This window comes from Sphingomonas sp. 3P27F8, from assembly GCF_005502745.1.
Lineage (GTDB): Bacteria > Pseudomonadota > Alphaproteobacteria > Sphingomonadales > Sphingomonadaceae > Sphingomonas.
In genome coordinates this window covers 1-19,435 of record NZ_SCNL01000030.1, presented here as the reverse complement: position 1 = coordinate 19,435, position 19,435 = coordinate 1, and the positions used below count along the sequence as shown (strand labels likewise).

The following is a 19,435-nucleotide window of genomic DNA, read 5'->3' as shown; positions in this document are numbered from 1 at the left end:
ATTTTACATTGGAGGATCTGGGCTTCATCTTCGTTCCTTCGTCACTACGACGAAGCCCAGATCCTCCTTAAATCACAACCTCAAATCTGTGCCATTGGTGCTGACGGCGGACAGCCGTCGCCCATGTCCATGGCGTCGAGAAGTTCCAACGCTTCATCGAGCCTGCGGACAATCGTGGAGAGCGTCTGCTGCACGTCCCTGTCCCGTTTCATGCCGTGGGTCTCCCGATGCAAAACGGACCGATAAGTTGCGCGTTACGCCCGATGCCCCCGCGCGACGCGCGGGAGCCGGGGCTGGTAACATGACAAGAGACATGCGCCTGCGCTTTTAGCCGCAAGCGACCTGGACATATGCACAGGCGCCCCGGCGGAAGCTCCGCCGAGGACATCGCTCTTGTCGGGATTACCAGTCCCGGCACTGCAGACTTGCAGCGCGGACAAGGAACTATCATGGTCGGCCACCAGCGCCAAGCCGATAGACGAGTTGGCAGTTGCCGTTGGGGCCGACGACTGCTTGCTAGCGAAGCCATGCTCTCGCGATGTCACCGTAGCTTTGCGGATGGGCACCGTCTTTCGTGCGGTAGCGGCCAAGATCGGGTATCTCGTCGCCGAAGGTCGCGGCCACAAAGCGCACGATACGGGCCTGACCTCTTGCGTAGGGTAAAGCCAGATTGCGCGGCGCGTGTTCAGACGTACACGTATTGCCTTCAGATTGGCCGCAAGGAGAGGCTGCGCGGCGTCGTTGGTGCCGATGGAGATGATCTTTGCGCCGAGCATCCGACCGGGCAGCGGCCATCTCTTCATGTCGGCGGAGCGCGCACCTACTTGGGCGCGCACCTGGCACTCCTGCGAATAGATTGCGTTCACAGCCCGTGCGGTCCCGAGCCCAATGCTGTCGCCGAGAAATAGGCATTCGAACATAGCTGTGCTTCGGTTTGAGCATATGGGTTTCAATACGGCATCGTGGCTTCACAGGTCGAACCCGGTCGCGAGGCGATAGGCGAGCCTTGCGGGAGCCATATCCGCCGCGTTGAGCGCGACGATCGGCGCGATCTGCTTCACCCGCTCGCGCACTTGCGCCATAGGTGTTTCGACCTCGTTGCCGCCGGTGACGAGCTCGACCGCGACCTGACGGCATTCGCCGGTCGTCCGCGAGCGCGCCTCGATCAAGAAGGCGGGGCGACAGGGGCCAAGGGGCGTCAGCATGTCGAAGACCGGCTTCTCGATGCAAAGCTCGATGCCGCGTCGCTCGAATGGATGCCGGATGTCAATCAGCGCACGCAGCGCTTCGCGTTCAAACGCGGTGTCCACGGGAATGAAGCGATGGCCATTTAGAATGGGCTGGGCGTAGCCGCGAAGCGGAGCATAGCCATGCGTCTCGGGAAATTGCCCGACGACGATAATGACGAGATATGGCCCGTCGATCCGGTTGTCCCTCGTCGATGGCGACTGCACGCGGTTGGCCAGCGTCACCGGATCGCCGTCAGCAACATAGACGGTCGAACCCCGGACATGATTTGCAAAGAGCGCAAGAAAGGCTTGAGGCGCATGCCCTCGCGGCCATTTTTTAGCTAGGGCGCGCAAACTCCCATAGACTTTGCGGCTGTGCAGCGCCCGCGGGTGGGTCCAAAAGGCGCGAGAGAGCTCAATGCCTGGCGCAACCGCAATGGCGCCCGTCACGGATGTGAGCGTCCTAAACTCGTCGCCGATCGATCGTTGCTCGCTCTCCGCGCTGAGGGGAGAACAGCGATTGAGCCCGGCAACGTCGATCAACCGCCACAGAAGGCGTGCAAGCCTCGGGACCGATGTCTGACGGGTGCGGTCGTCGCTCGCTTCCTCGTCGGGGCGCTGAGCCAGCTTTTCTGGCGCGGGCCTGAGCACCTCGAAAAAACCGGTCGGCGGATCGGCCGGGGCATGCTGTCCGCGCACTTCGCTGATCCGGTTGGTAGCCTGTTCTCGGGAAAAAGGGCAGCCGGGGTGATGCTCGGGCCGATCGCTGCCGGTAAGTCGTCGTAGATAGTAAGTCTCGGCCTCCGACAGGAAGGCGGGGGTCAGGACCGGCGGTGCTTCGCCCGTGGGCAAGCAGTCGCAAGCGATCCATTTGCGGCCTATCCGCGCCTGCTGAACGAGGACGATACCGGCCTCCTCGTCGGCACGCGAGCCACCGCCGACATACCAGCGCACCAGCGCCTCGCGCACGGGGAAGGGGAGGGCGATGCGGCGCGACATTCGCCCCTCCGTGCTGCGATCGATCAGCCACATTCGAGCGCTCCTGGTTCCTCGTATCCGGCGTTAGCGACCCGGCGGCGCAGATTGACAGCGCGGCACGAGCAATCTCCACTTTTCAGACGGCAACAATGGAGGCTGCAATGCGGGCAATTATGATCGGTTCGACCGTTGTCCTCGCGGCGCTGGCGACGTCGGCGAATGCCGCTGGGCCAAAGCGTCACGAACACCGTCGCGCTGAGGTGATCAGCATGGGGCAGCCCCCGGCAAGCGCTCCCGAGAACCAGCACCCAAGCGAAAATGAGAAATTGCAAACCGTCTCCCCAGCTGCACCTACCTTTGCTGTGCACGATCTTCGCCGACGGTGGGTGGCCTTCCAGATGGCGGGGAGCTTCGCGGGGGCGCAGGCTGTGGCAGTCGTGTCGGATCCTGATGATCCATTCGCGCCGATGGAGCGGGCTTCGGATGGTATCACAGAGGTTCCGCCCGCGGCGATGCTGACCATACCTTTTTGGATGCGGGGCCCGCCCACGCCCGCGACTATTTCCGCCTACATGCCCGGCTGCGTACCGCTGGCATATCGTCCGACCGGCTTTCTTCGAACCGATGCCGAACAGCGGCGCGCCGCCTATTATGAACTGATGAGTAGCGTCGCCTGTGAGCACGGCCTTCCCGTCGGCCTTTTTGACGCCATGATCATTCGCGAGAGTCAATATCGTCCTGATGCTTTCTCTCTCAAGAATGCCTTCGGGTTGACCCAGCTGATGCCCGGGACCGCTGCCGCGCTGGGCGTCAATCGCTACAGTATCGAGGGAAATTTGCGGGGCGGCGCGCGCTATTTGCGTCAGCAGCTCGATCGCTTTGGCCAGTATCATTTGGCGCTTGCGGCCTACAATGCCGGGCCGGGCCGGGTCAGACAAGGCCGGGTGCCCGCGATCCGCGAGACGCGCGCTTATGTGGACAACGTGCTCGCCAACTGGACGAGGCTGAGTGGCCTTTCTCAAGCCAGTGGCACCGGCAACTCCGAGCCCTTGCGACCGGCGCCGTTCCGAAGAGCGCTTGTCTCTATCTTCTAGCTGGGTCACGCCGCGCATCGCGTACGGCGCGCAGCGACTTCTTTTCTCAAAGATAGAAGTCGTCGCTTTGAGCAAGGCGCGCGCGGCGCTCGGTCACGGCCATCACCTCGTCCGCAACACGCTTGATCACCGCTTTCTGGAGCGGCGAAGCCCATTCCTTACGCACTTCGGAGCCGTCGAGTCCATCAAGCGCGTCCAGCACTTCAATGAGCTTTTTCGGCAGGGAGACGAAGAATTCACAGAGCATCACGATCAGCGTCGCGTGCCGCTCGTCGCTAATCGGCTCGTCCTGCGGGAAGGTCTCGAGGCGAACGAAGGCCTGAACGATGTTGGTGCCGAGTGCGTGCAGGATCGTCTCGAATTCGTTCACCGTCATCGGCGCTCGCTTGGCGGGGTCACGATGGAGCAGAACCCCCAGCCGGCTTTTACTAATGCCGGTCTTGCCAGCGAGTTTCCGCTGCGCGGTATCGGTCTCGGCCATTGCGCGAAGTATTACCGGGACATAGTCGCGGCGTTCGCCGGCTTCGCCCAGCCCCTTCACTGCCTAAGCCCAAAGCTTGGGATGAGATGACATAATGACCCCCTGCCGTCCAACGGACGGTGTAAAAGGATCATGAGAAAACGGTCATTGCAACAATGGTTGGGGCCAGATTGAGCAGCAATCCATTTACTATCCGGCCGATTGACGGCTGTTAATGGCGTGAGGCTCGACCGGAGCCCAAGAGACTTTGTTTCGTCTCGTCATCAAGAGCTTGCAGTATCTTTGAGGCCTTATGCTCGACAACGTAGTCGAACAAGAGAAGGGATAGGGCGTCCTCGAGCGCAAGCGCAGTGGCAAGCTTGTGGCTGAACGCTTTCTGCAGTGCCTCAAGATAATCGACGCTCCGTGAGGCAAGCTTGAGATCGAGGCTAATTTCGCCGGGGCCGGGCACGAGATCAAGATGCTCGCCAAGCGTCGTGACCTCGTGATCGTCGAGATGCGACTCATCGAACGCACGATATTCGATGAGTGCGGCAAGAGTTTGGTGCGCGAGGGTCGCATTCGAGTGAAGCCGGAGGCTCTCGGTCGTCAGGCGGAACAAGTCCTCTGACACGCGGAGAAGACAGCCTTGGGCTTCGGTGCTCTTGCCGCCCACTTGGTGATTTCTCCTTTTCTGATGAGAGACTGGTAACAGTCTGCAGAGGAGCGCCCCTTTTGGGCTCCAAAGGTTGATATTTCGCGAGTCTTCCCGCTGCGAATCTACCTTGGGCGCGCCTTGTCCGCAATTGCGGGGCGCGACGCCCGACTATCAAGGGCAGACTGCCCAACTATCCGGATGCCACGTCCCGTCCATCGGGGCGCAAAGCCCAATACCAACGGGCAAAAGGCAGGGACTACAAAAAAATCCGCGCGATCGGCAACCATCCGCTCGTGGGAGCTTGCGACACGAATGGCCACTTGGTCCTTTCAATTTCGGGCGCGGCAGATCGCGTCTCCTGAAGCGAAGGAAACACCTCATGCAGTCCGTCCTCAAACAAAGCGGCCGGCTGGAGCTGGCGCTCCTTGTCCTCGCCGCGCTCCTTTTCGCCTTTTTCTTCTTCGCCGGGCCCGCCTTCGCCGGCGCCGACACGACGTTCGACACCGCCCTGACGAAGTTCACCGATTTTCTCGAAGGCTCAGGCGGCAAGATCATCACCGTCCTCTCGCTTGCCGGCGGCATCGTGGCACTTGCTTCGGGCCGCTTCTCGATGGGCCAGATCGCCATCCCGGTCGGCGTCGGCGTCGGCGCGGGCACCGGCATTCCGATCGTTACCTCTACCGTCACGGCAACGATCTGAAAGGTCCGACGGTCGGTCGGAATAGCAGATCCGGCCGGCTTTTGAAGAGGGTGGTGCAATGGCCGCGGACAAGTACGTCATACCGTCTCATCTAGACGATCCCGAGCTAATCGGGCTGTGGACGATAGATGAATTCCTGGCGATGGTTATCCCGTTCGTCTGGGGAATCCTGTCTCAGCACATTCTCATTGGCGTCGTGCTTTCGGGTGCGGGCTGGTGGGGACTGAAGAAGGCTAAGGCAGGACGGGCAACGTCTTGGCTGCTCCATTTGGCCTATTGGCATCTTCCGGCCGGGTTCACTGGCATGAAGGCCACGCCACCCTCTTATCTCCGACTGATGGCCGGGTAAGGTGGAGATCACCTACACACACGCCAAAAGCCAACGCGTCCTGAGGCAGCGCAATCTTCTCGTGATCGTATCGGTGATCCTGGGCGTCCTCTCCGGCATCTTGCTGTTGATCACTGCAACCCGTGACCGCGAGATCGTCCTGCAACCGGTCCTGGCACGGCCATTGGCGGTCAACAGCGCAGGAGTTTCGCGGGAGTATCTCGAGCTGATCACCCGTGACACCGCGGTGCTGACCCTCGATCGCAGCCCTTCCAACCTCGAATATTGGATGAAGTCGGTCCTCGAGATCACTGCGCCGAGCGCGCAGGGGAAGATCCGCGGCGACCTCATGAAGATCGTCAACGAGCAGCGCGGCTCCTCGATCGCGCAGTTCTTCACGATCCAGACGATGGAAATCGACCCTAAGAACCTGTGGTCCACCGTGACCGGGGATCTGCACACGATCGTCGGGAACAAGGTCGTCTCCAGTGAGCGCCGGACTTTCCGTTTCGATTGGCAATATTCCGGACTGTCCCTGAAGCTTGTCGGCTTTGGAATGGTGACGACCGGCAAGGAAAAGGATCAGTGATGTCGGTCTACGCCATCGGCAGCGCCGCGACCGGCGCCGTCTTCCTCTCCCGCTATTACTGCTATTTGAGCCGGATCATCGGCGCTTCGCTCGTGGCGTTATCTTTCTTCCTCATCGCGGAACCGGCCTGGGCCGACCAAACGGTGATGGCGTCCGATGGCAGCCAAGTCGACTGCGCCGCCTCTGCCAAGGATCTCACCAGGATCAGCCTGGTCGAGGATGAATTCGCTTCGGTCTCGAAAATCTCGACGGGCAATCCCGCCGACGACTTTTCGGTCGTGAACGAGCCGGTTCGCGGCGACATCTACCTGTCGGTGCCGGAAGGGTTCGGCCGACAGGCCCTTTCCTTCTTCGCCACCAGCAAGCGGGGCTATGTCTACAAGTTCGTGTGCCGCGTCGCAGGCGAGCAGGCGGTCCAGGTGTTCATCTCGAACCCGGCGATCGCAAAGGACAAAGCGGGCGACACGGCGCCGCAAGTCGCAGCCGCTGATCCGCAGGAAACCGTGGTCGAGCTCGTGCAGGCGATGTACTCGAACAGCGTCATCGATGGGTACGAGATGCGTCAACGGGCGTTTCGACCCGTCTATGTTGGTACGCTCAAGGTCCAGATGATCGCCGAATATCGCGGCTCCGATCTCACCGGCCGCGTCCTTCGCATCGAGAATAGAGGCCCGGCCTCGGTCACGCTGAGCGAAGCGACCGTTGCGCCGCCGAGCGCGGTGGCGGTGTCGATCGCAGAGCCCAAGCTCGATCCAGGGAAGGTCACGACGGCCTACCTCGTTTCGCAAAACGGGAGGCAGTGACATGGCTTTGGCCGATATCTTCCGGCGTAGACGCGCGCCTCTCGACGGGGCGCCAGAAGAGGAGGGCGTCTCTCCCGTCTCGAGCGATCTGACCGCGAACGAGAGCGTTCGCAAACGGCAGCGCCTATTGCTCGCCGGCGTCGCCGGTATCGGACTCATCGCATCGTCATTTTGGATCTTCGGTGACGATGGTGGCAAATCTGCGTCGACCGATAGCGACGCTGCCAAGGTCGAGGTTTCGACCAAGGACATGGTCAACAAGAACCTCAACCAACAGGAGTGGATGGCGCTCTCGGAAAACCAGATGCAGTCGGTCGAAAACCAGCTGAAATCGGTGAACGGGCAGCAGCAACGGGTCGACCAGCTCGCCCAGCAACTCGAACTGCTGAAAGGCGAGAATCAAGCGATGCGCGCTGACGGTGCGCGCGTGCTTTCCGCCTATCAGGCGGAGAATGACCAGCTGAGGCGGCAGGTCGCCTCCAAGACAGCAACGCCGGCGCCCGCACCAGGCCCTTCTGCGATGTACGGCCCGAACGGCGTCCAGAATTACCAACGCCCCGATGCCGGTCCCGCCGGGCGGCCAATGCCCGTCAACAGCGGCGCCGAGGTCAAAATGGTCAGCTTTCAGTCGACCGACACTGGCACTGCGACACGCGTCGCGAAGGGCACCACGACGTACAGCGACAGTATCAACTATCTGCCTCCGAACAGCTTTGCGAGCGCCAAGGTCATCGTCGGCGTTGACGCGAGCGCAGGAGTCAACAGCCAGACCGATCCGTTGCCCGTGGTGCTTCGCGTCACCGGGCCAGCACGCTCGGTCTACCAGAACGGCAAGCTCCTTACGACGAAGATAGAGGGCTGCCTGATCAATGGCGCTGCGCGCGGCGATCTCTCGAGTGAGAAGGTATACGTCAAACTTCAGAAAATGACCTGCCCGCAACCGGGCGGTCGCTACGCCGTGTCCGAAGTGAAGGGGTTCATCGCCTTCGGCGGCAAGACTGGAGTGCGCGGTCGTGTCGTCAGCCGCGAGGGTTCCCTCGCGATGCAGGCTTTCCTCGCTGGCCTGGTCAGTGGCGGCGGCAACGCGCTCAACACTGCCTTCAATCAGCCCCTGGCGACCATCGCCAACGATGGCGAGGGCAGCATCAACCGCACGCCCAATTTCGGCAGCGTTGGCCTGCGTGCGCTCGGTGGCGGCGCTGCTGAGTCCGGCAAGGACGTCTCGAAATATCTGATCGAGCGCGCCGAGCAATATCAGCCTGTGATCGAGATGCCGACCGGCATCGATGTCGAAATCGTCTTCCTGGAGGGTGTGTATGTCCGCAATTGATCGACTGCGAAAGCTGCGCCTGTTCACGCGGCGGGCACCTGTCCTGGTGGCGATCGGCGCGATCTCCGTAGCCGGCATCGCACTGGCGGCCGACGTGGCGGGTCCAGACGAAGTGAAGGTCACTGGCCTTCTGAAGGCGCGCCTGCCGAAGACTGAAGTCTCCAAGGTCAATTGCGAGAAGATCGAAGGGCTCTGCGAGGTGACCGCCGGCGCCAATCTCTTCTACGTCAATCACGGTGCTCGCTATCTGATCATCGGCCGCGTCTACGATATGGAGACGCGCCAGGATCTGACGGCGGCCCGACTACTCGAGATCAACCCAGACATGCTGGTCGGCGGGGCTGCGAAAGCGAATGCCGCCGCGGCTTCCGGCGGCGGGGAAGGTGAGGGCGAGGTCACGGCAGCAGCGGTCGGCAGTGGGCGGACCACGGTCCCCGTGCGCCCCGCTATTCTCAACCTGACCGGCCTGCCGAACGAGGGTGCGATCGTTTGGGGCAATAAGGCGGCCAAGCAGACGGTCACCATCTTTACGGACTTCCGCTGCGGCTATTGCCGTGCGCTCACCAATGTCTTGCGCGGTATGGACGTGAAAGTGGTCGAGCGGCCGATCTCGGTCCTCGGCAGCCGTGACATTGCCGATCGAGTCTACTGTTCCAAAAACCAGGAACAGGCGCTTCATGCCGCTTACGCGGGTGAGCCCTTCAAGGTGCCAGCTGCGTGTGACACCAAGGGCCTCGATGCCAATGAGAAATTCGCCCAGAAGAATGGCCTGAACGCGACGCCGGTTATCGTCCGCAGCGACGGCGCAATCCTCGAAGGCTATCGGCCGAAGGAGTTCCTCGAGGCCTGGCTCAGAGGAGCGAAGTCGTGAGCCGGCGGCTGGGTCGATCCCGCCGAGCACCGCTCCTACTCGGATCGGCCGCTCTGGCAGTGCTGACTCTGCTCAGTGGGTGCGCGACGTTTGGAAGCAACGTGAGAGGCAGCTTCTCATGCGCCGCGCCCGATGGCATCTGCGCGCCTTCCTCGTCGATTGACGACCGCGCGCTGGCGATGATCTCGGGTGAGAGTGGCGGAGACGGGGTGTCCGCCGGACCTTATATTGAAACCCGCCCGAAGACGCGAACGTCTCGGACCGCTGCTACCAGGCAGATTGTGCCTGTCGAGCCCGGGGATGCGCGGCGTACTCAGGAGCGTGTGCTTCGGATCGTCTTCCAGCCCTATATCGATGAGCGCGGGCGCTTACATGAGACGAGCGCGGTCCACGCGGTCGTGCGGAGCGGCGAATGGCAGCAGCAATCGCTGGCATCAGCGACCGCCATTCCTGATCGCAATACGTCGTCGATGCGCACGATGCCGGAATCGCTCGCAGAGGCCGTCGATCGCGCTGACCCTGCGATCGTCGATGTCGCGGCGATCGATCCAGATCTTCCTGATCCTGCGGCGGTGGCCGCTGCGCGAGCGCGCAGTGCCGATCCGGTCGCAGCGATCAAGTCCGACGTTGCGGCTCGCTTAGCCCCCAAGGCGGGCCGCAACGCGCCGGCGCCCGTTCCGCCCACGGAAAGAGGTAAGGCGCAGCCGGCGGAGGCTCCCAAACCGCTGCCAAGGGCCGCTGGTTCAACAGGCAATCCAGGCGCAGCGCCAGCCTTGTCGAAAACGACAAATGCCACTCCGTCCGGTGTGGCGACGCCGCCCAAAACGACCATCGGTGCCGAGGCAATCGCGCGGGTGAAAGCGAGTCCACAATATCAAGCGCAGGCAACAGAAGCTCAGAACGCGGCGCGAAGCGCGGTCGCTGCAGAAGCGCTGCCGGCAGCGCAGCCAGATGCCAAGCCAGTCGTCCGCGCCGCAGGATTCCCCGCGTCCGTGCCGCAGGAGAATTGAGATGGCGCGGCGCTTTTTCGACGATCTCCTCGCTGGCGTGTTCGGTGACAGCAAGCGTCCCGACGCCCAGCAGCCGGATCTCGCGGTACCGATGCTTGCACATTGGCTGCCTTACCGCAGCTACGACCCGAAGACGGGCATCTTCTACAACAGTGCGTCGCGCGGTTTCGTAATCGAGGCGGCGCCATTGGTTGGGGCCGACGAGCGCACCGGCGAAATTCTGGCGCAGTTCCTGTCTGAGGGTATCCCGGCGCCGGGCTGTCTCCAGTTTCACCAGTGGATGTCACCGCGTATCGGTGAGCGGCTCTCGAAATGGTATCTGCCGCGCTACTCGGCGCGCGGTGTCTATGAACGGATGGCCAAGCACCGCGTCGATTTCCTGACGGACGGTGTGTGGGACTCGTTATCGGCCGACGCTCCGTTCTGCCTTCGCAATCACCGCGTCGCGATTTCTTATTCGACCCCGGAATCGTCGAGCGTGTCGGTCGAGCAGATCGTCTCGGTGATGGAGGGGATCATTTCATCGCTTGCGTCGATCAACGTCGCTGCGCGCACGATGGACCCGGTAGCGCTGATAGGGTGGATCGACGACATCACCTCGCCGACCACTGCCGCCGGCGATGACGCTGTCAGCTACAATCCGCTCGATCCCATCGCGGACCAGGCGATCCGCCGCGACATCGAGTTGCAGGTCGAGCCGGACCGGATGTTGCTGCGGACCGAGCGTTTCCGGCCGACCGGAAAGACGATCAAGGGCGCGCCAGAGATCGGCGAGATTTATCCCGACGTATTCGATGTCCGGTCGTTTTCTGTGCGCAATCTGCCGACCCGCTGGGCACCCTGGGACGTGGCGCGTCTGATCGGCGACATGTTCACAGATAAACTCCGCATGCCGTGCCCTGTTTCGACGAACCTGTGCATCGATTTTCCAGACGCCCAAGCCTCGACCAACAAGGCTGGCTACAAGTTCATGCGGACGACGAGCCTCGCTGACTCAAAGTCATCGAAATTCCTGCCTCAGCTTCGCGACCAGTCGCAGGAGTGGCGCTACGTCAACGACGAGATCCGCCAGGGCCGCAAGCTCGTCCGCGTGTTCTTTAGCGTCACCGCCTTTTCGCCCAAGGGCAAGGGCGACACAAACGAGCGCGTGCTCAAGTCGGTCTATCGGGCTGCAGGCTGGGACCTGCTCGACGACCGCTATCTGCAGGTCATGGGGCTGCTCTGCGCGATGCCGATGACGATGGCCAATGGTCTGTCGAAGGACCTCGAGCGCATGAAGCGGATGCGGACGCTGCTCACCACGACGGCAGCCAATCTGGCGCCGCTTCAGGGCGAATATCTCGGCGGAAGTATACCCCATTTGTTGTTGATCGGTCGGCGGGGCCAGCCTTTCTTCTGGAGCCCATTCGAGAATGCCGCCGGAAACCACAATGTCGCGGTCTTCGGCAAGTCGGGTTCGGGCAGGTCGGTCGCGCTCCAGGAGCTGTGCGGCTCGCTCTGCGGCGCCGGCGCGAAGGTGGTGGTGATCGACGACGGCCGTTCGTTTGAGCACTCAGCAAAGCTGCAGGGCGGCGCCTTCGTCGAATTTACAATGAGCTCGGGCTTTTGCCTCAACCCCTTCTCGATGATCGACCAGGCTCAGGCGGCGGAGGACGAAGATTACCTTCTCGACTGCATGGCGATGCTCAAGGCGATCATCAATCAGATGTCGCGCCATGTCGATCGGCTCAACGACACCGAGCGCGGTCTGATCGACGGCGCGGTTAATGCGGTATGGGAAAAGGACGGCCGGCGCGGGTCCATCGACCGCGTCATCGAAGAGCTAAACGCGACCGGCAATTCGCTTGCTTCAGATCTTGGGATCGCGATGCGGCCGTTCTCGTCGGGCGGAACCTACGGCCGCTTCTTCCAGGGCGAAGTCTCGTTCGAGCTGCAAGCGCAGCTCACCGTCTTCGAGCTGTCCGACCTCTCGGCCCGCGAGGAGCTGCGCAGTGTCGTACTGACAGCGATCATGTTCATGGCGCAACAAATGATGCGCAAGCTCGATCGCTCGATCCCCAAGGCGCTGTTCCTCGACGAGGCTTGGCAATTGCTCCGCGGCGGCTCGATGGCGGAGTTCATCGAGGCCTTTGCGCGAACTTGCCGCAAATATGGTGCATCGCTGATCACCTCGACTCAGTCGCTTAACGATTATTACAAGTCAGCCGGTTCGATCGCCGCGCTCGAGAACTCGGACTGGTTCGTCATCCTGCAGCAGAAGCCGGAGACGATCGCGGACTTCAAGAAGCATGATCGCTTCGAGATGGATGACTACACCGACGCCCTTCTGCGGTCGCTGAAGCGAAACGGCTTCGAATATTCGGACATCATGATCAAGGGCCCCGACACGCTCGCGGTCGGCCGTCTTGTGCTCGATCCCTATTCAGCCACACTCTTTTCCTCGAGCCCGAGGACGTTCGCCGCGATCGATGCGCTGATCGCGGAGGGCATGAGCATGGACGAAGCGATCGAGCGGATCGCCTTTCCTGACAATCCCGAAAAATGGGTGAGCAATCTCGTCGACGCGGACGAGATCGCGATCGCGGCGGAGTAGGATCATGGCGACGAAGGCAGACGATGCGACGAACCCCGGTGCGCGAAAGGGCTGGCTGATGGCCGCCGAATGGCGATCCGTCTTCTACTTCATCCTCCATGGGTTTGGATTCCTGGGCAGCACGCTTTTGATCACCTGGGGGCTGTTCTTCCTGTTCTTCCTAGCGATCGGCGGGTTCTCCTTCGACGGATTCATTCACCAGCTCAACAATTTCACCACGCGTTATGCCGCAGCCGATCAGGCACGGACTGGCGCTTTCCTCAACACTTTCGCGATCGCGCACATGATCCTCTCGGCGGCGGTCATCACTTTTCGTCGGGATCGCATCCTGCCCGACCGCACGCAGGAAGGGATCGGCGACCATGGCTGAGCAACCCGAACTCGACCTCCCACCCGCACCCACTTCCGCGCCTCAGACCGCGCGCGGAGCGCGCAGGATCGGCTTTGGGGGCTTCACGCGACAGCAGATCATCATCGGCCTGGTCATGTTGGCGCTGCTCATCTGGGGCATGTGGGTCACGCGCGCGCTCATGGTGCCGAAGCAGGATCACATCGTCTCGGCCAGGCTGTCTGCATTGGTGGGCGACTATGTCGAGGGGCAACGATTTTCTGGGTCACCGCCCGACCGGGTCCAAGCCGAGATGAGGGCTTTCATGTCTTCGCTCGACAAGGAATTGCAGCGCCGCAGCGAAGGCGGGCAGGTAGTGCTCGTCGGAGAAGCGGTCCTCACTAAGAATGTGCCGGACATCACGGAGAGCCTGAAAAAGGCGGTGTTCGCCTCCGGTGTTCCAGAACCGAAGCGCGTATCTGTCGAGCAACTTCAGCGCATGCAAGAACTGTCGGCTGCGCAGGCGGCGCTGGTCGCGGCGCGGCAACCGCCCTTGGCACCGTCGGGACAGATCGACCCTATGGCCGGCGCGCAGGCGATCCCGCCGCAGGATCCGTCCGCCGGCGGTTCGTTCGCGCAACCGATGCCGCAGCCGGCGCCCGGGCAAGTTGCCAGGCCGTCGGTCTCAACCTTTGGAGGCCCCGATGGCAACGGTGGCCAGTGAGGCGGCCGTCCTGCGCTGGCAGCCGCGCAAGCGCCTGTGGGCGATGCTAGGCGTTGCCCTCGTCGGAACGGGTCTGCTGAGCGCGATCGGTGCTTGGCGCGACAGCCATATCTTCCTCATCAACGCGAGCGATTCCCTCCCGAACTGGGCTTTCCTCATTCGACGGCACCAATTGCCGGCGCGTGGCGACTACGTGTTCTTCGATCCGCCGCCGAGCGCGCTTCTGCGCCGCCATTTCGGCGCAAAACCGCAGATGTTCGGCAAGATCGTCTATGGCGTGCCGGGCGACGTCGTCGCGCATCGCGGAATGGTCGTGACGATCGCCGGCAAGCCCATCGGGCGAATGAAGTCGCTCACTCGCGTCGGCGAGCCACTTACACCCGGCGCTGAGGGAGTGATTCCGGCCGGTTGCTATTATGCCGGGTCGCCCCACCGCGATGGATTTGACAGCCGCTACGCCGAGATCGGTTTCGTCTGCGGCCGCCAGATTATCGGTGTCGGGGAGCCCGTGCTGTGAGGCAGCTCCTCGCCGCTGGCGGAGGGGTCGCTCTCCTTGGCATCGGCGCCATCGTCTTGAGCCCTGCGCGCATCGAGGCGCGAGACTATGGGCAGACAGGCCAAGCTTTCCCGGTCATCGAGCCGGATCTGCTTTCGACGATCGAAGCACGGCTGAAGCGAGCTGAGGCAACCGGCGAACTCGCGCGCACCAACGAGATGTTCGCCAAGCGCGTCGAAGCGAAGGTGCGGCGTCCCACTCCCGTTGTGGGCATCTCGCCGGCCACCGAGTCCAGGGACTGGACCTATGATCCCACTGTCCATCTCGAGCACGATATTCGCGACCAAAAGGGAAACCTCATCGGCAGCGCAGGACAAAGGATCAATCCGCTCGACTTCGTCGCGATCAAACAGGCGCTCGTGTTTGTCGATGGCGACGATGCCGATCAGATCGCCTGGGCTACGAGCCGGTACACCGATCTCAATGCCAAGATCATTTTCGTCAGCGGCTCGCCGATCGAAGAGATGACGAACCGGAAGCGTCGTTTCTACTTCGACCAGGAGGGCAAGCTTACCTCTCGTTTCGGCATCGAACACACGCCCGCGGTCGTGCAGCAGAACGGTCGCGTGATGCGAGTGTCCGAGCAGGTGCTAAAGAAGGGGAGGGCCGGCTGATGCCGCTTTGGCTCGATCTTCTTCGAACGCCGATGGCTGCACCGGAGACCCCGGTGCTTCGTCGCATGCGGTTCACCTGGCAGGCGCTATGCCTCACTAGCGCGCTCGTCGTTGGTCTCTTCTCGCCGCTCCGCCACGCGATTGGCCGCGTGGCGCCAATCGGCGCCGCCCTGATCCTGTTCGCGACCGCCGCACACACCTGTCTTTACCTGCTCCGAAAGCAGCGCGCCGACCGAGCTTTCCTTGAAAGCGTGGGAGGCGGCGAATGACCGGGCTGCCTCGCCGCCTGTTCGGCCTCTTCGCGTTCTTGCTTGCGATGATCGCTCTGGCGCCCCCGGCAACCGCGGCCGGGCCGACCTGCAGTGGCAAGTTCGTCAATCCGATCACCGATGTCTGCTGGTCCTGCCTCTTCCCGCTGTCCGTCGGCGCCTTGAGGATTTGGCCGAGCAGCCGTCCCGATCCCAGCAATCCCGCGTCGCCGATCTGCGCCTGCGCCGACCCGCTCCCTCGCATCGGCATATCGGTCGGGTTCTGGGAGCCGGCGCGCCTCGCGGATGTGACGATGAAGCCGTGGTGTTTCCCCAACCTTGGCGGCATCCGGATCGCGCCCGGATTCGATATCGGTCAGGGCTATCTGACCGGGCCGTCCATGGTCGGCGGCCGCTCTCAAAGTACGGCAAAATGGCACGTCCACTGGTATGTCTATCCGCTTCTCTACTGGATGGAGATCCTGACCGACTTCGCCTGTTTCGAGCAGGCGTCGTTCGATATCGCCTACATGACCGAAGTCGACCCGCTCTGGCAGGATGACTCGCTGGCAGCGCTCATCAATCCCGAGGCGATCGTCTTCGCCAATCCCATCGCGCAGGCTGCCTGCGCCGGCGATTGCATCGCCGGCACCGTCCATCTGCCACTCGATCCGCTGTTCTGGTGCGCCGGCTGTCAGGGCTCGATGTATCCGCTCAACGGGAACATCCCGTCCTCGATCGGGCACGTCCAGTCCTCGCGGCTCGCGCTCTCGCGGTTCGCTTTCAAGATGCACCGTGAGGCGCTTGCCTGGGGGACGATGGGATCGGCCGGGCTCTGCAAGAAGTATCTGATGCCGATCATGCGCAAGCAGCAATATCGCTTCCAGATGGTCAACCCGATCCCGACCGTGAGCGGGCGCTTCGCCTGCTCCGCTATCGGTGCTTCCACCATGCCGCCCGACGCTGGACGTGCCTATCCCGCCGGCGGCGAGGACATGGGCTACCTCGTCTGGCGCAAGCGCAATTGCTGCGTGCTCTAGGGGGTCTGACGATGCGCTATCTCACCATCGGCATCCTCGCAGTCCTTGGTGCCGCTGGCGTGTCGGCGCTGCTCGCGCAGACCGTCGACGGCGTGGACGTCCAGGCGATCAAGAAGCGTTCGACCGATCTCGCCGCAGAAGCGCAAGCCTTCGTCGACCAGGTCAAGGACAGGGGCGACCAGTTCCGGGAAGAAGCCGCTCAGGTTCGCGAGGGCGGCACCGAAAATATGCGCAAGGTTGCGACGATCGATCTTCCAAAGGGTCCGGCAGGACCGGTCGATTTCGACGAGATCGTGAAGGGCGCGTCCCAGAATGCGAGCGCAAAGGGTGGGGAAGCGCCACAGTTCATCGTCTTCGCAAGCCTGTCGATGCCCGACGCGACGCTGAAACAGCTCGTGCGCGACACCTCAAGCGCAGGCGGCGTGGTCGTGTTCAGGGGCTTTCCGAACAATTCGGCGAAGGAGTTCGTGACGCGGCTCGGCAAGGTTGTCGACAAGGGGCAGTTCGCCAGTATTGGCATCGATCCCCGACTCTTCCGCGCGTTCGATGTTCAAGCCGTCCCAACCTACATCACGGTCTCGTCCGACTTCGACCTATGCGCCGGCTTCTCCTGTCAGACCAAGGTGCCGCCTTATGACCGCATGATCGGCAACGTGACGGTTGAATATGCTCTTTCGACCTTCGCCGAGGGAAGTGGCCCCGGCGCGCGTGTGGCCGCGGTGGCGCTCTCGAACATGAAGCGCGATCGGCAATGATCGCGCGGCGCCTCTTGGGAGGATTGTGCGCGCTGCTGCTCACGACTGAGCCCGTCGCCGCGCAGGAGATGACGGTCGACCAAGCCCGTGCTGAGGGCAGGGCGATGGCCCAGGAGAAGAGGAACGACTCCTCGCTGGTTCCTTCGAGCGACGCGCAGGCTGCGGCCGTTCCTGGCTACACAGGCACCAGCCAGCCACAGACGACCTATTATAACGACCCTGACAAGCTCGTCGCAGACGCCCAGGCGCTGAAGTCATCAGACCAAAGCTACCGGGTCACAACGGACGCCGATCACACCCGCGCGACATTCAGCAACGCCGAGATCCTGGCGACGACGAACCGCGCAACGACCGTCGAAAGCGACCCGTCGGCCTATCTCGCAGGCGAGGCGTATAGCAGCACCAGCGGAAGCTGCACGCCGCTTCCGCCGGGCTCAGGAACGAGCGGATACTACGAGGCCACATGCAACCAAGGAACTAAGATCGAGCAGGAGTCCCGATCGTGCTCGATCACGATGGTGCCCGAGACCACGACAGTCGACGCGTACAAGTTCTTTGTCGTGCCTAATGGAGCGTACGGCACCCCCTTTGCGCGATATGATGCGATGGCGCCGCACCTGGCTTCTGGTGTCTGCCGGCCGACGGGCATCGTGATGCAGGCTTGTCAGGCTCACAGGATTTACGGCGTTTCGACGAACAAATTCTGCGACGATTATAACGCCACCGAGTATGTCTGCTCTGAGAACCTGACCGATCTCTCCCTTCTTCCAAGCCCGATCACGGGCCAAGGCTGGCACGCCAAGACGACCGAAACCCAGGTGACCACCAAAAGGGTCGATGGTTGCGGAGCCATGGCCGGCGATACGATGTGCACGGCCGATGCCGCCGGGGAAGTCTGCACCGAAGGCCCGGAGACCCGGATGATCGACGGCGTACCTGTCACGCAATCGTGCTGGGCGTGGAAGCGCAACTTCACTTGCAATGTCATGTCGGCGGGCAACGATTGCGGCGATCTGGAGAGCAATCGGTCCTGCACGTTCCTTCGTGAAGATTGCCTTGATGATCCGCAGAGTGGGGCCTGCAAGGTCGCGGAGAAAGTGTATCGCTGCCCGACCCCATCGAGCACGGTCGGGGGCGACAAGCAGTATATATGCGGGGACGACGTCTACTGCATCAACGGCGATTGCGAGCCGATCGTCCGCGAGGCGTCGACCGAGTTCAGGGACGCGCTCGTCGGCCTTCATGCACTCGATCAAGCCGGCAAGGAGTTCAACGAAGCCGATTTCAAGGTTTTCACCGGCACACGCGAGACCTGCCACAAACCCGTATTCGGCTTAATCAATTGTTGCGCGGGAAAGGTGTCCGGTCTCGTGCCGCTCGGTGCTGGTGCAGCCGCGCTCGCCGGCGGGCCGGCCGCGATCGCCGCTTTCGCCACGCCGTTCCTTGTCCTGTTCGCATGTAGCCAGGACGAGATGAAGCTCGACATCAAAGATCGGATGGGCCTTTGCCATAATCTCGGCAGCTATTGCTCGTCGAGCTTCCTCGGGATCTGTTCGACCAAGCGAACCGCCTATTGCTGTTTCGAGAGCAAGCTTTCGCGCGTCCTGCAAGAGCAGGGCCGCCCACAGCTCGGCAAGCCTTGGGGTAGCGCGAAAAAGGAGCAGTGTCAGGGCTTCACCGTCGACGAGTTCGCGAGGCTCGACCTGTCGGTAATGGATTTCACCGATGTTTATTCCGACTTCATGGATGCAGCGAAGCTGCCCGATGAGGTCCAGACCATGTCCGAAATTCAGGACAAGATTCAGGACTATTATGATCTTCACGGCAAATGACCGTCGGCCGGCCGCGTCAGGCGCCCGGCACGAGTGGGACATGTCAATCTTCGAGCTGGCGATTTTCGTTGGCACCGATCGCGCCAAGACGCCCGCGCGCGCTGACTTCTTGTCGGAGTTCCTAGCCGGCTGGATCGACTGCAAGATCGCGGTCGAAGACATCGATCGGGCACTTTCGAACATGATCGATAGCGGATGGCTGGCGGTGGTCGGAGAGCGGTTGATGCCGACGGAGAAAGGCCGCCGCGCCGCCGGTGTGTTGCTCAATGGAGTGATCGGGATGGTCGACCAGGCGGATGCTGCTGAAAGGCGCTTCGCCAATGTGGATCGTGCAGAGGCTCGCAAAAAGGGAATCGGATCATGGTTTTGACGTTCGTTCAGCTGCCGGCGCTGATCGCACTTCTGTCAGCTTTGCCGCCCGCGAAGCCGGCCACATCACGCGGCTGTGGAGCCGCTGCCGTCCCCAGTGATGTCGATTGCTGCATCCACCTTGCGCTCTGGGACGGCCAAGCTGCGCACCCACAGCATCCTTCCACGCAATCCGCTGTATCCAACGAAAGGACGTCCAGCGATGCCAAGATTCGCTAGGACGGATCGACATTCAGGATTCCCAAGGGGAGTGATCGCTGATTCATAGGTATCCGTGTTGAGACGCGGAGCGGATGATGGTGGCCAAGCGGTATGAACTGAATGAT

22 protein-coding genes are annotated in these 19,435 nt (G+C 62.1%); 18 read left to right on the top strand and 4 right to left on the bottom strand.

Annotation, left to right across the window (positions count from 1 at the left end; translation table 11 throughout):
- Window positions 1–80: 80 nt before the first annotated feature.
- Together FFS35_RS20545 and FFS35_RS19490 are read right to left on the bottom strand one after the other, a co-directional pair.
- Window positions 81–212 (bottom strand): hypothetical protein, encoded by a 132-nt coding sequence (locus FFS35_RS20545; RefSeq protein ID WP_283214583.1) that lies wholly within the window; start codon window positions 210–212, stop codon window positions 81–83.
- Between the two features lie 756 nt (window positions 213–968).
- On the bottom strand, window positions 969–2,261 hold the full coding sequence (locus FFS35_RS19490) for a hypothetical protein (RefSeq protein ID WP_137788433.1): 1,293 nt from the start codon (window positions 2,259–2,261) through the stop codon (window positions 969–971).
- Window positions 2,262–2,380: 119 nt separating this feature from the next.
- Between FFS35_RS19490 and FFS35_RS19485 the strand changes: the two genes are divergently transcribed.
- Window positions 2,381–3,301, top strand: a complete 921-nt coding sequence (locus tag FFS35_RS19485) for a lytic transglycosylase domain-containing protein (protein WP_171007699.1) — start codon at window positions 2,381–2,383, stop codon at window positions 3,299–3,301.
- A 46-nt stretch (window positions 3,302–3,347) separates the two neighbouring features.
- Here the strand turns inward: FFS35_RS19485 and FFS35_RS19480 are convergent, their stop codons facing one another.
- Both FFS35_RS19480 and FFS35_RS19475 read right to left on the bottom strand, forming a co-directional pair.
- Window positions 3,348–3,842, bottom strand: a complete 495-nt coding sequence (locus FFS35_RS19480; protein ID WP_249341748.1) for an XRE family transcriptional regulator — start codon at window positions 3,840–3,842, stop codon at window positions 3,348–3,350.
- A 151-nt stretch (window positions 3,843–3,993) separates the two neighbouring features.
- On the bottom strand, window positions 3,994–4,437 hold the full coding sequence (locus FFS35_RS19475; protein WP_137788432.1) for a hypothetical protein: 444 nt from the start codon (window positions 4,435–4,437) through the stop codon (window positions 3,994–3,996).
- A gap of 361 nt (window positions 4,438–4,798) precedes the next feature.
- Between FFS35_RS19475 and FFS35_RS19470 the strand changes: the two genes are divergently transcribed.
- The 17 genes from FFS35_RS19470 to FFS35_RS19390 all read left to right on the top strand — a co-directional run bounded on the left by FFS35_RS19470 (window position 4,799) and on the right by FFS35_RS19390 (window position 19,110).
- A complete protein-coding gene (locus tag FFS35_RS19470) occupies window positions 4,799–5,119 on the top strand; it encodes a TrbC/VirB2 family protein (RefSeq protein ID WP_137788431.1) in 321 nt (106 codons plus the stop codon).
- Between the two features lie 58 nt (window positions 5,120–5,177).
- Window positions 5,178–5,468 carry a type IV conjugative transfer system protein TraL gene (gene traL / locus FFS35_RS19465; RefSeq protein ID WP_137788430.1) on the top strand — a complete coding sequence of 97 codons (291 nt, stop codon included), beginning with the start codon at window positions 5,178–5,180 and terminating at the stop codon, window positions 5,466–5,468.
- A gap of 1 nt (window position 5,469) precedes the next feature.
- Window positions 5,470–6,036: a type IV conjugative transfer system protein TraE gene (locus tag FFS35_RS19460; protein WP_137788429.1), complete on the top strand. Its 567-nt coding sequence runs from the start codon at window positions 5,470–5,472 to the stop codon at window positions 6,034–6,036.
- Entirely contained in the window at window positions 6,033–6,839 is an 807-nt protein-coding gene (locus FFS35_RS19455) for a type-F conjugative transfer system secretin TraK (protein ID WP_171007698.1), read from the top strand. The genes FFS35_RS19460 and FFS35_RS19455 overlap by 4 nt, the downstream gene beginning before the upstream one ends.
- A 1-nt stretch (window position 6,840) precedes the next feature.
- Window positions 6,841–8,169 (top strand): TraB/VirB10 family protein, encoded by a 1,329-nt coding sequence (locus tag FFS35_RS19450; RefSeq protein ID WP_137788427.1) that lies wholly within the window; start codon window positions 6,841–6,843, stop codon window positions 8,167–8,169.
- A complete protein-coding gene (locus FFS35_RS19445; RefSeq protein ID WP_137788426.1) occupies window positions 8,156–9,040 on the top strand; it encodes a DsbC family protein in 885 nt (294 codons plus the stop codon). The genes FFS35_RS19450 and FFS35_RS19445 overlap by 14 nt, the downstream gene beginning before the upstream one ends.
- Window positions 9,041–9,219: 179 nt before the next feature.
- Window positions 9,220–10,050 carry a TraV family lipoprotein gene (locus FFS35_RS19440; protein WP_283214584.1) on the top strand — a complete coding sequence of 277 codons (831 nt, stop codon included), beginning with the start codon at window positions 9,220–9,222 and terminating at the stop codon, window positions 10,048–10,050.
- A gap of 1 nt (window position 10,051) precedes the next feature.
- Window positions 10,052–12,643, top strand: a complete 2,592-nt coding sequence (gene traC / locus FFS35_RS19435; protein ID WP_137788424.1) for a type IV secretion system protein TraC — start codon at window positions 10,052–10,054, stop codon at window positions 12,641–12,643.
- 4 nt (window positions 12,644–12,647) lie between these two features.
- Complete coding sequence (locus tag FFS35_RS19430) at window positions 12,648–13,013, top strand: hypothetical protein (protein WP_137788423.1); 366 nt, start codon at window positions 12,648–12,650, stop codon at window positions 13,011–13,013.
- Complete coding sequence (locus FFS35_RS19425; protein WP_137788422.1) at window positions 13,006–13,695, top strand: TrbI F-type domain-containing protein; 690 nt, start codon at window positions 13,006–13,008, stop codon at window positions 13,693–13,695. Before FFS35_RS19430 ends, FFS35_RS19425 begins: the two co-directional genes overlap by 8 nt.
- Window positions 13,676–14,212 (top strand): S26 family signal peptidase, encoded by a 537-nt coding sequence (locus FFS35_RS19420; protein WP_137788421.1) that lies wholly within the window; start codon window positions 13,676–13,678, stop codon window positions 14,210–14,212. Before FFS35_RS19425 ends, FFS35_RS19420 begins: the two co-directional genes overlap by 20 nt.
- On the top strand, window positions 14,209–14,865 hold the full coding sequence (gene traW, locus FFS35_RS19415) for a type-F conjugative transfer system protein TraW (RefSeq protein ID WP_137788420.1): 657 nt from the start codon (window positions 14,209–14,211) through the stop codon (window positions 14,863–14,865). Before FFS35_RS19420 ends, traW begins: the two co-directional genes overlap by 4 nt.
- The gene (locus FFS35_RS19410; protein ID WP_010405700.1) at window positions 14,865–15,134 is read left to right on the top strand and encodes a hypothetical protein; all 270 of its coding nucleotides are present in this window, start codon (window positions 14,865–14,867) and stop codon (window positions 15,132–15,134) included. Before traW ends, FFS35_RS19410 begins: the two co-directional genes overlap by 1 nt.
- Window positions 15,131–16,153, top strand: coding sequence for a conjugal transfer pilus assembly protein TraU (traU, locus tag FFS35_RS19405; protein ID WP_010405703.1), 1,023 nt, complete (start codon window positions 15,131–15,133; stop codon window positions 16,151–16,153). Before FFS35_RS19410 ends, traU begins: the two co-directional genes overlap by 4 nt.
- Window positions 16,154–16,164: 11 nt before the next feature.
- Entirely contained in the window at window positions 16,165–16,908 is a 744-nt protein-coding gene (gene trbC / locus FFS35_RS19400; RefSeq protein ID WP_010405704.1) for a type-F conjugative transfer system pilin assembly protein TrbC, read from the top strand.
- The gene (locus FFS35_RS19395) at window positions 16,905–18,740 is read left to right on the top strand and encodes a conjugal transfer protein TraN (protein ID WP_137788419.1); all 1,836 of its coding nucleotides are present in this window, start codon (window positions 16,905–16,907) and stop codon (window positions 18,738–18,740) included. Before trbC ends, FFS35_RS19395 begins: the two co-directional genes overlap by 4 nt.
- Window positions 18,741–18,780: 40 nt before the next feature.
- Entirely contained in the window at window positions 18,781–19,110 is a 330-nt protein-coding gene (locus FFS35_RS19390) for a hypothetical protein (RefSeq protein WP_010405708.1), read from the top strand.
- Window positions 19,111–19,435: the final 325 nt, after the last annotated feature.

Excerpts from the sequence above, each read along its gene's own strand:
- FFS35_RS20545 (WP_283214583.1), bottom strand. The coding sequence starts at position 212 with ATGAAACGGGACAGGGACGTGCAGCAGACGCTCTCCACGATTGTCCGC.
- FFS35_RS19490 (WP_137788433.1), bottom strand. The coding sequence starts at position 2,261 with ATGTGGCTGATCGATCGCAGCACGGAGGGGCGAATGTCGCGCCGCATC.
- FFS35_RS19485 (WP_171007699.1), top strand. The coding sequence starts at position 2,381 with ATGATCGGTTCGACCGTTGTCCTCGCGGCGCTGGCGACGTCGGCGAAT.
- FFS35_RS19470 (WP_137788431.1), top strand. The coding sequence starts at position 4,799 with ATGCAGTCCGTCCTCAAACAAAGCGGCCGGCTGGAGCTGGCGCTCCTT.
- traL (WP_137788430.1), top strand. The coding sequence starts at position 5,178 with ATGGCCGCGGACAAGTACGTCATACCGTCTCATCTAGACGATCCCGAG.
- FFS35_RS19450 (WP_137788427.1), top strand. The coding sequence starts at position 6,841 with ATGGCTTTGGCCGATATCTTCCGGCGTAGACGCGCGCCTCTCGACGGG.
- FFS35_RS19445 (WP_137788426.1), top strand. The coding sequence starts at position 8,156 with ATGTCCGCAATTGATCGACTGCGAAAGCTGCGCCTGTTCACGCGGCGG.
- FFS35_RS19440 (WP_283214584.1), top strand. The coding sequence starts at position 9,220 with ATGATCTCGGGTGAGAGTGGCGGAGACGGGGTGTCCGCCGGACCTTAT.
- traC (WP_137788424.1), top strand. The coding sequence starts at position 10,052 with ATGGCGCGGCGCTTTTTCGACGATCTCCTCGCTGGCGTGTTCGGTGAC.
- FFS35_RS19430 (WP_137788423.1), top strand. The coding sequence starts at position 12,648 with ATGGCGACGAAGGCAGACGATGCGACGAACCCCGGTGCGCGAAAGGGC.
- FFS35_RS19425 (WP_137788422.1), top strand. The coding sequence starts at position 13,006 with ATGGCTGAGCAACCCGAACTCGACCTCCCACCCGCACCCACTTCCGCG.
- FFS35_RS19420 (WP_137788421.1), top strand. The coding sequence starts at position 13,676 with ATGGCAACGGTGGCCAGTGAGGCGGCCGTCCTGCGCTGGCAGCCGCGC.
- FFS35_RS19410 (WP_010405700.1), top strand. The coding sequence starts at position 14,865 with ATGCCGCTTTGGCTCGATCTTCTTCGAACGCCGATGGCTGCACCGGAG.
- traU (WP_010405703.1), top strand. The coding sequence starts at position 15,131 with ATGACCGGGCTGCCTCGCCGCCTGTTCGGCCTCTTCGCGTTCTTGCTT.
- trbC (WP_010405704.1), top strand. The coding sequence starts at position 16,165 with ATGCGCTATCTCACCATCGGCATCCTCGCAGTCCTTGGTGCCGCTGGC.
- FFS35_RS19395 (WP_137788419.1), top strand. The coding sequence starts at position 16,905 with ATGATCGCGCGGCGCCTCTTGGGAGGATTGTGCGCGCTGCTGCTCACG.
- FFS35_RS19390 (WP_010405708.1), top strand. The coding sequence starts at position 18,781 with ATGTCAATCTTCGAGCTGGCGATTTTCGTTGGCACCGATCGCGCCAAG.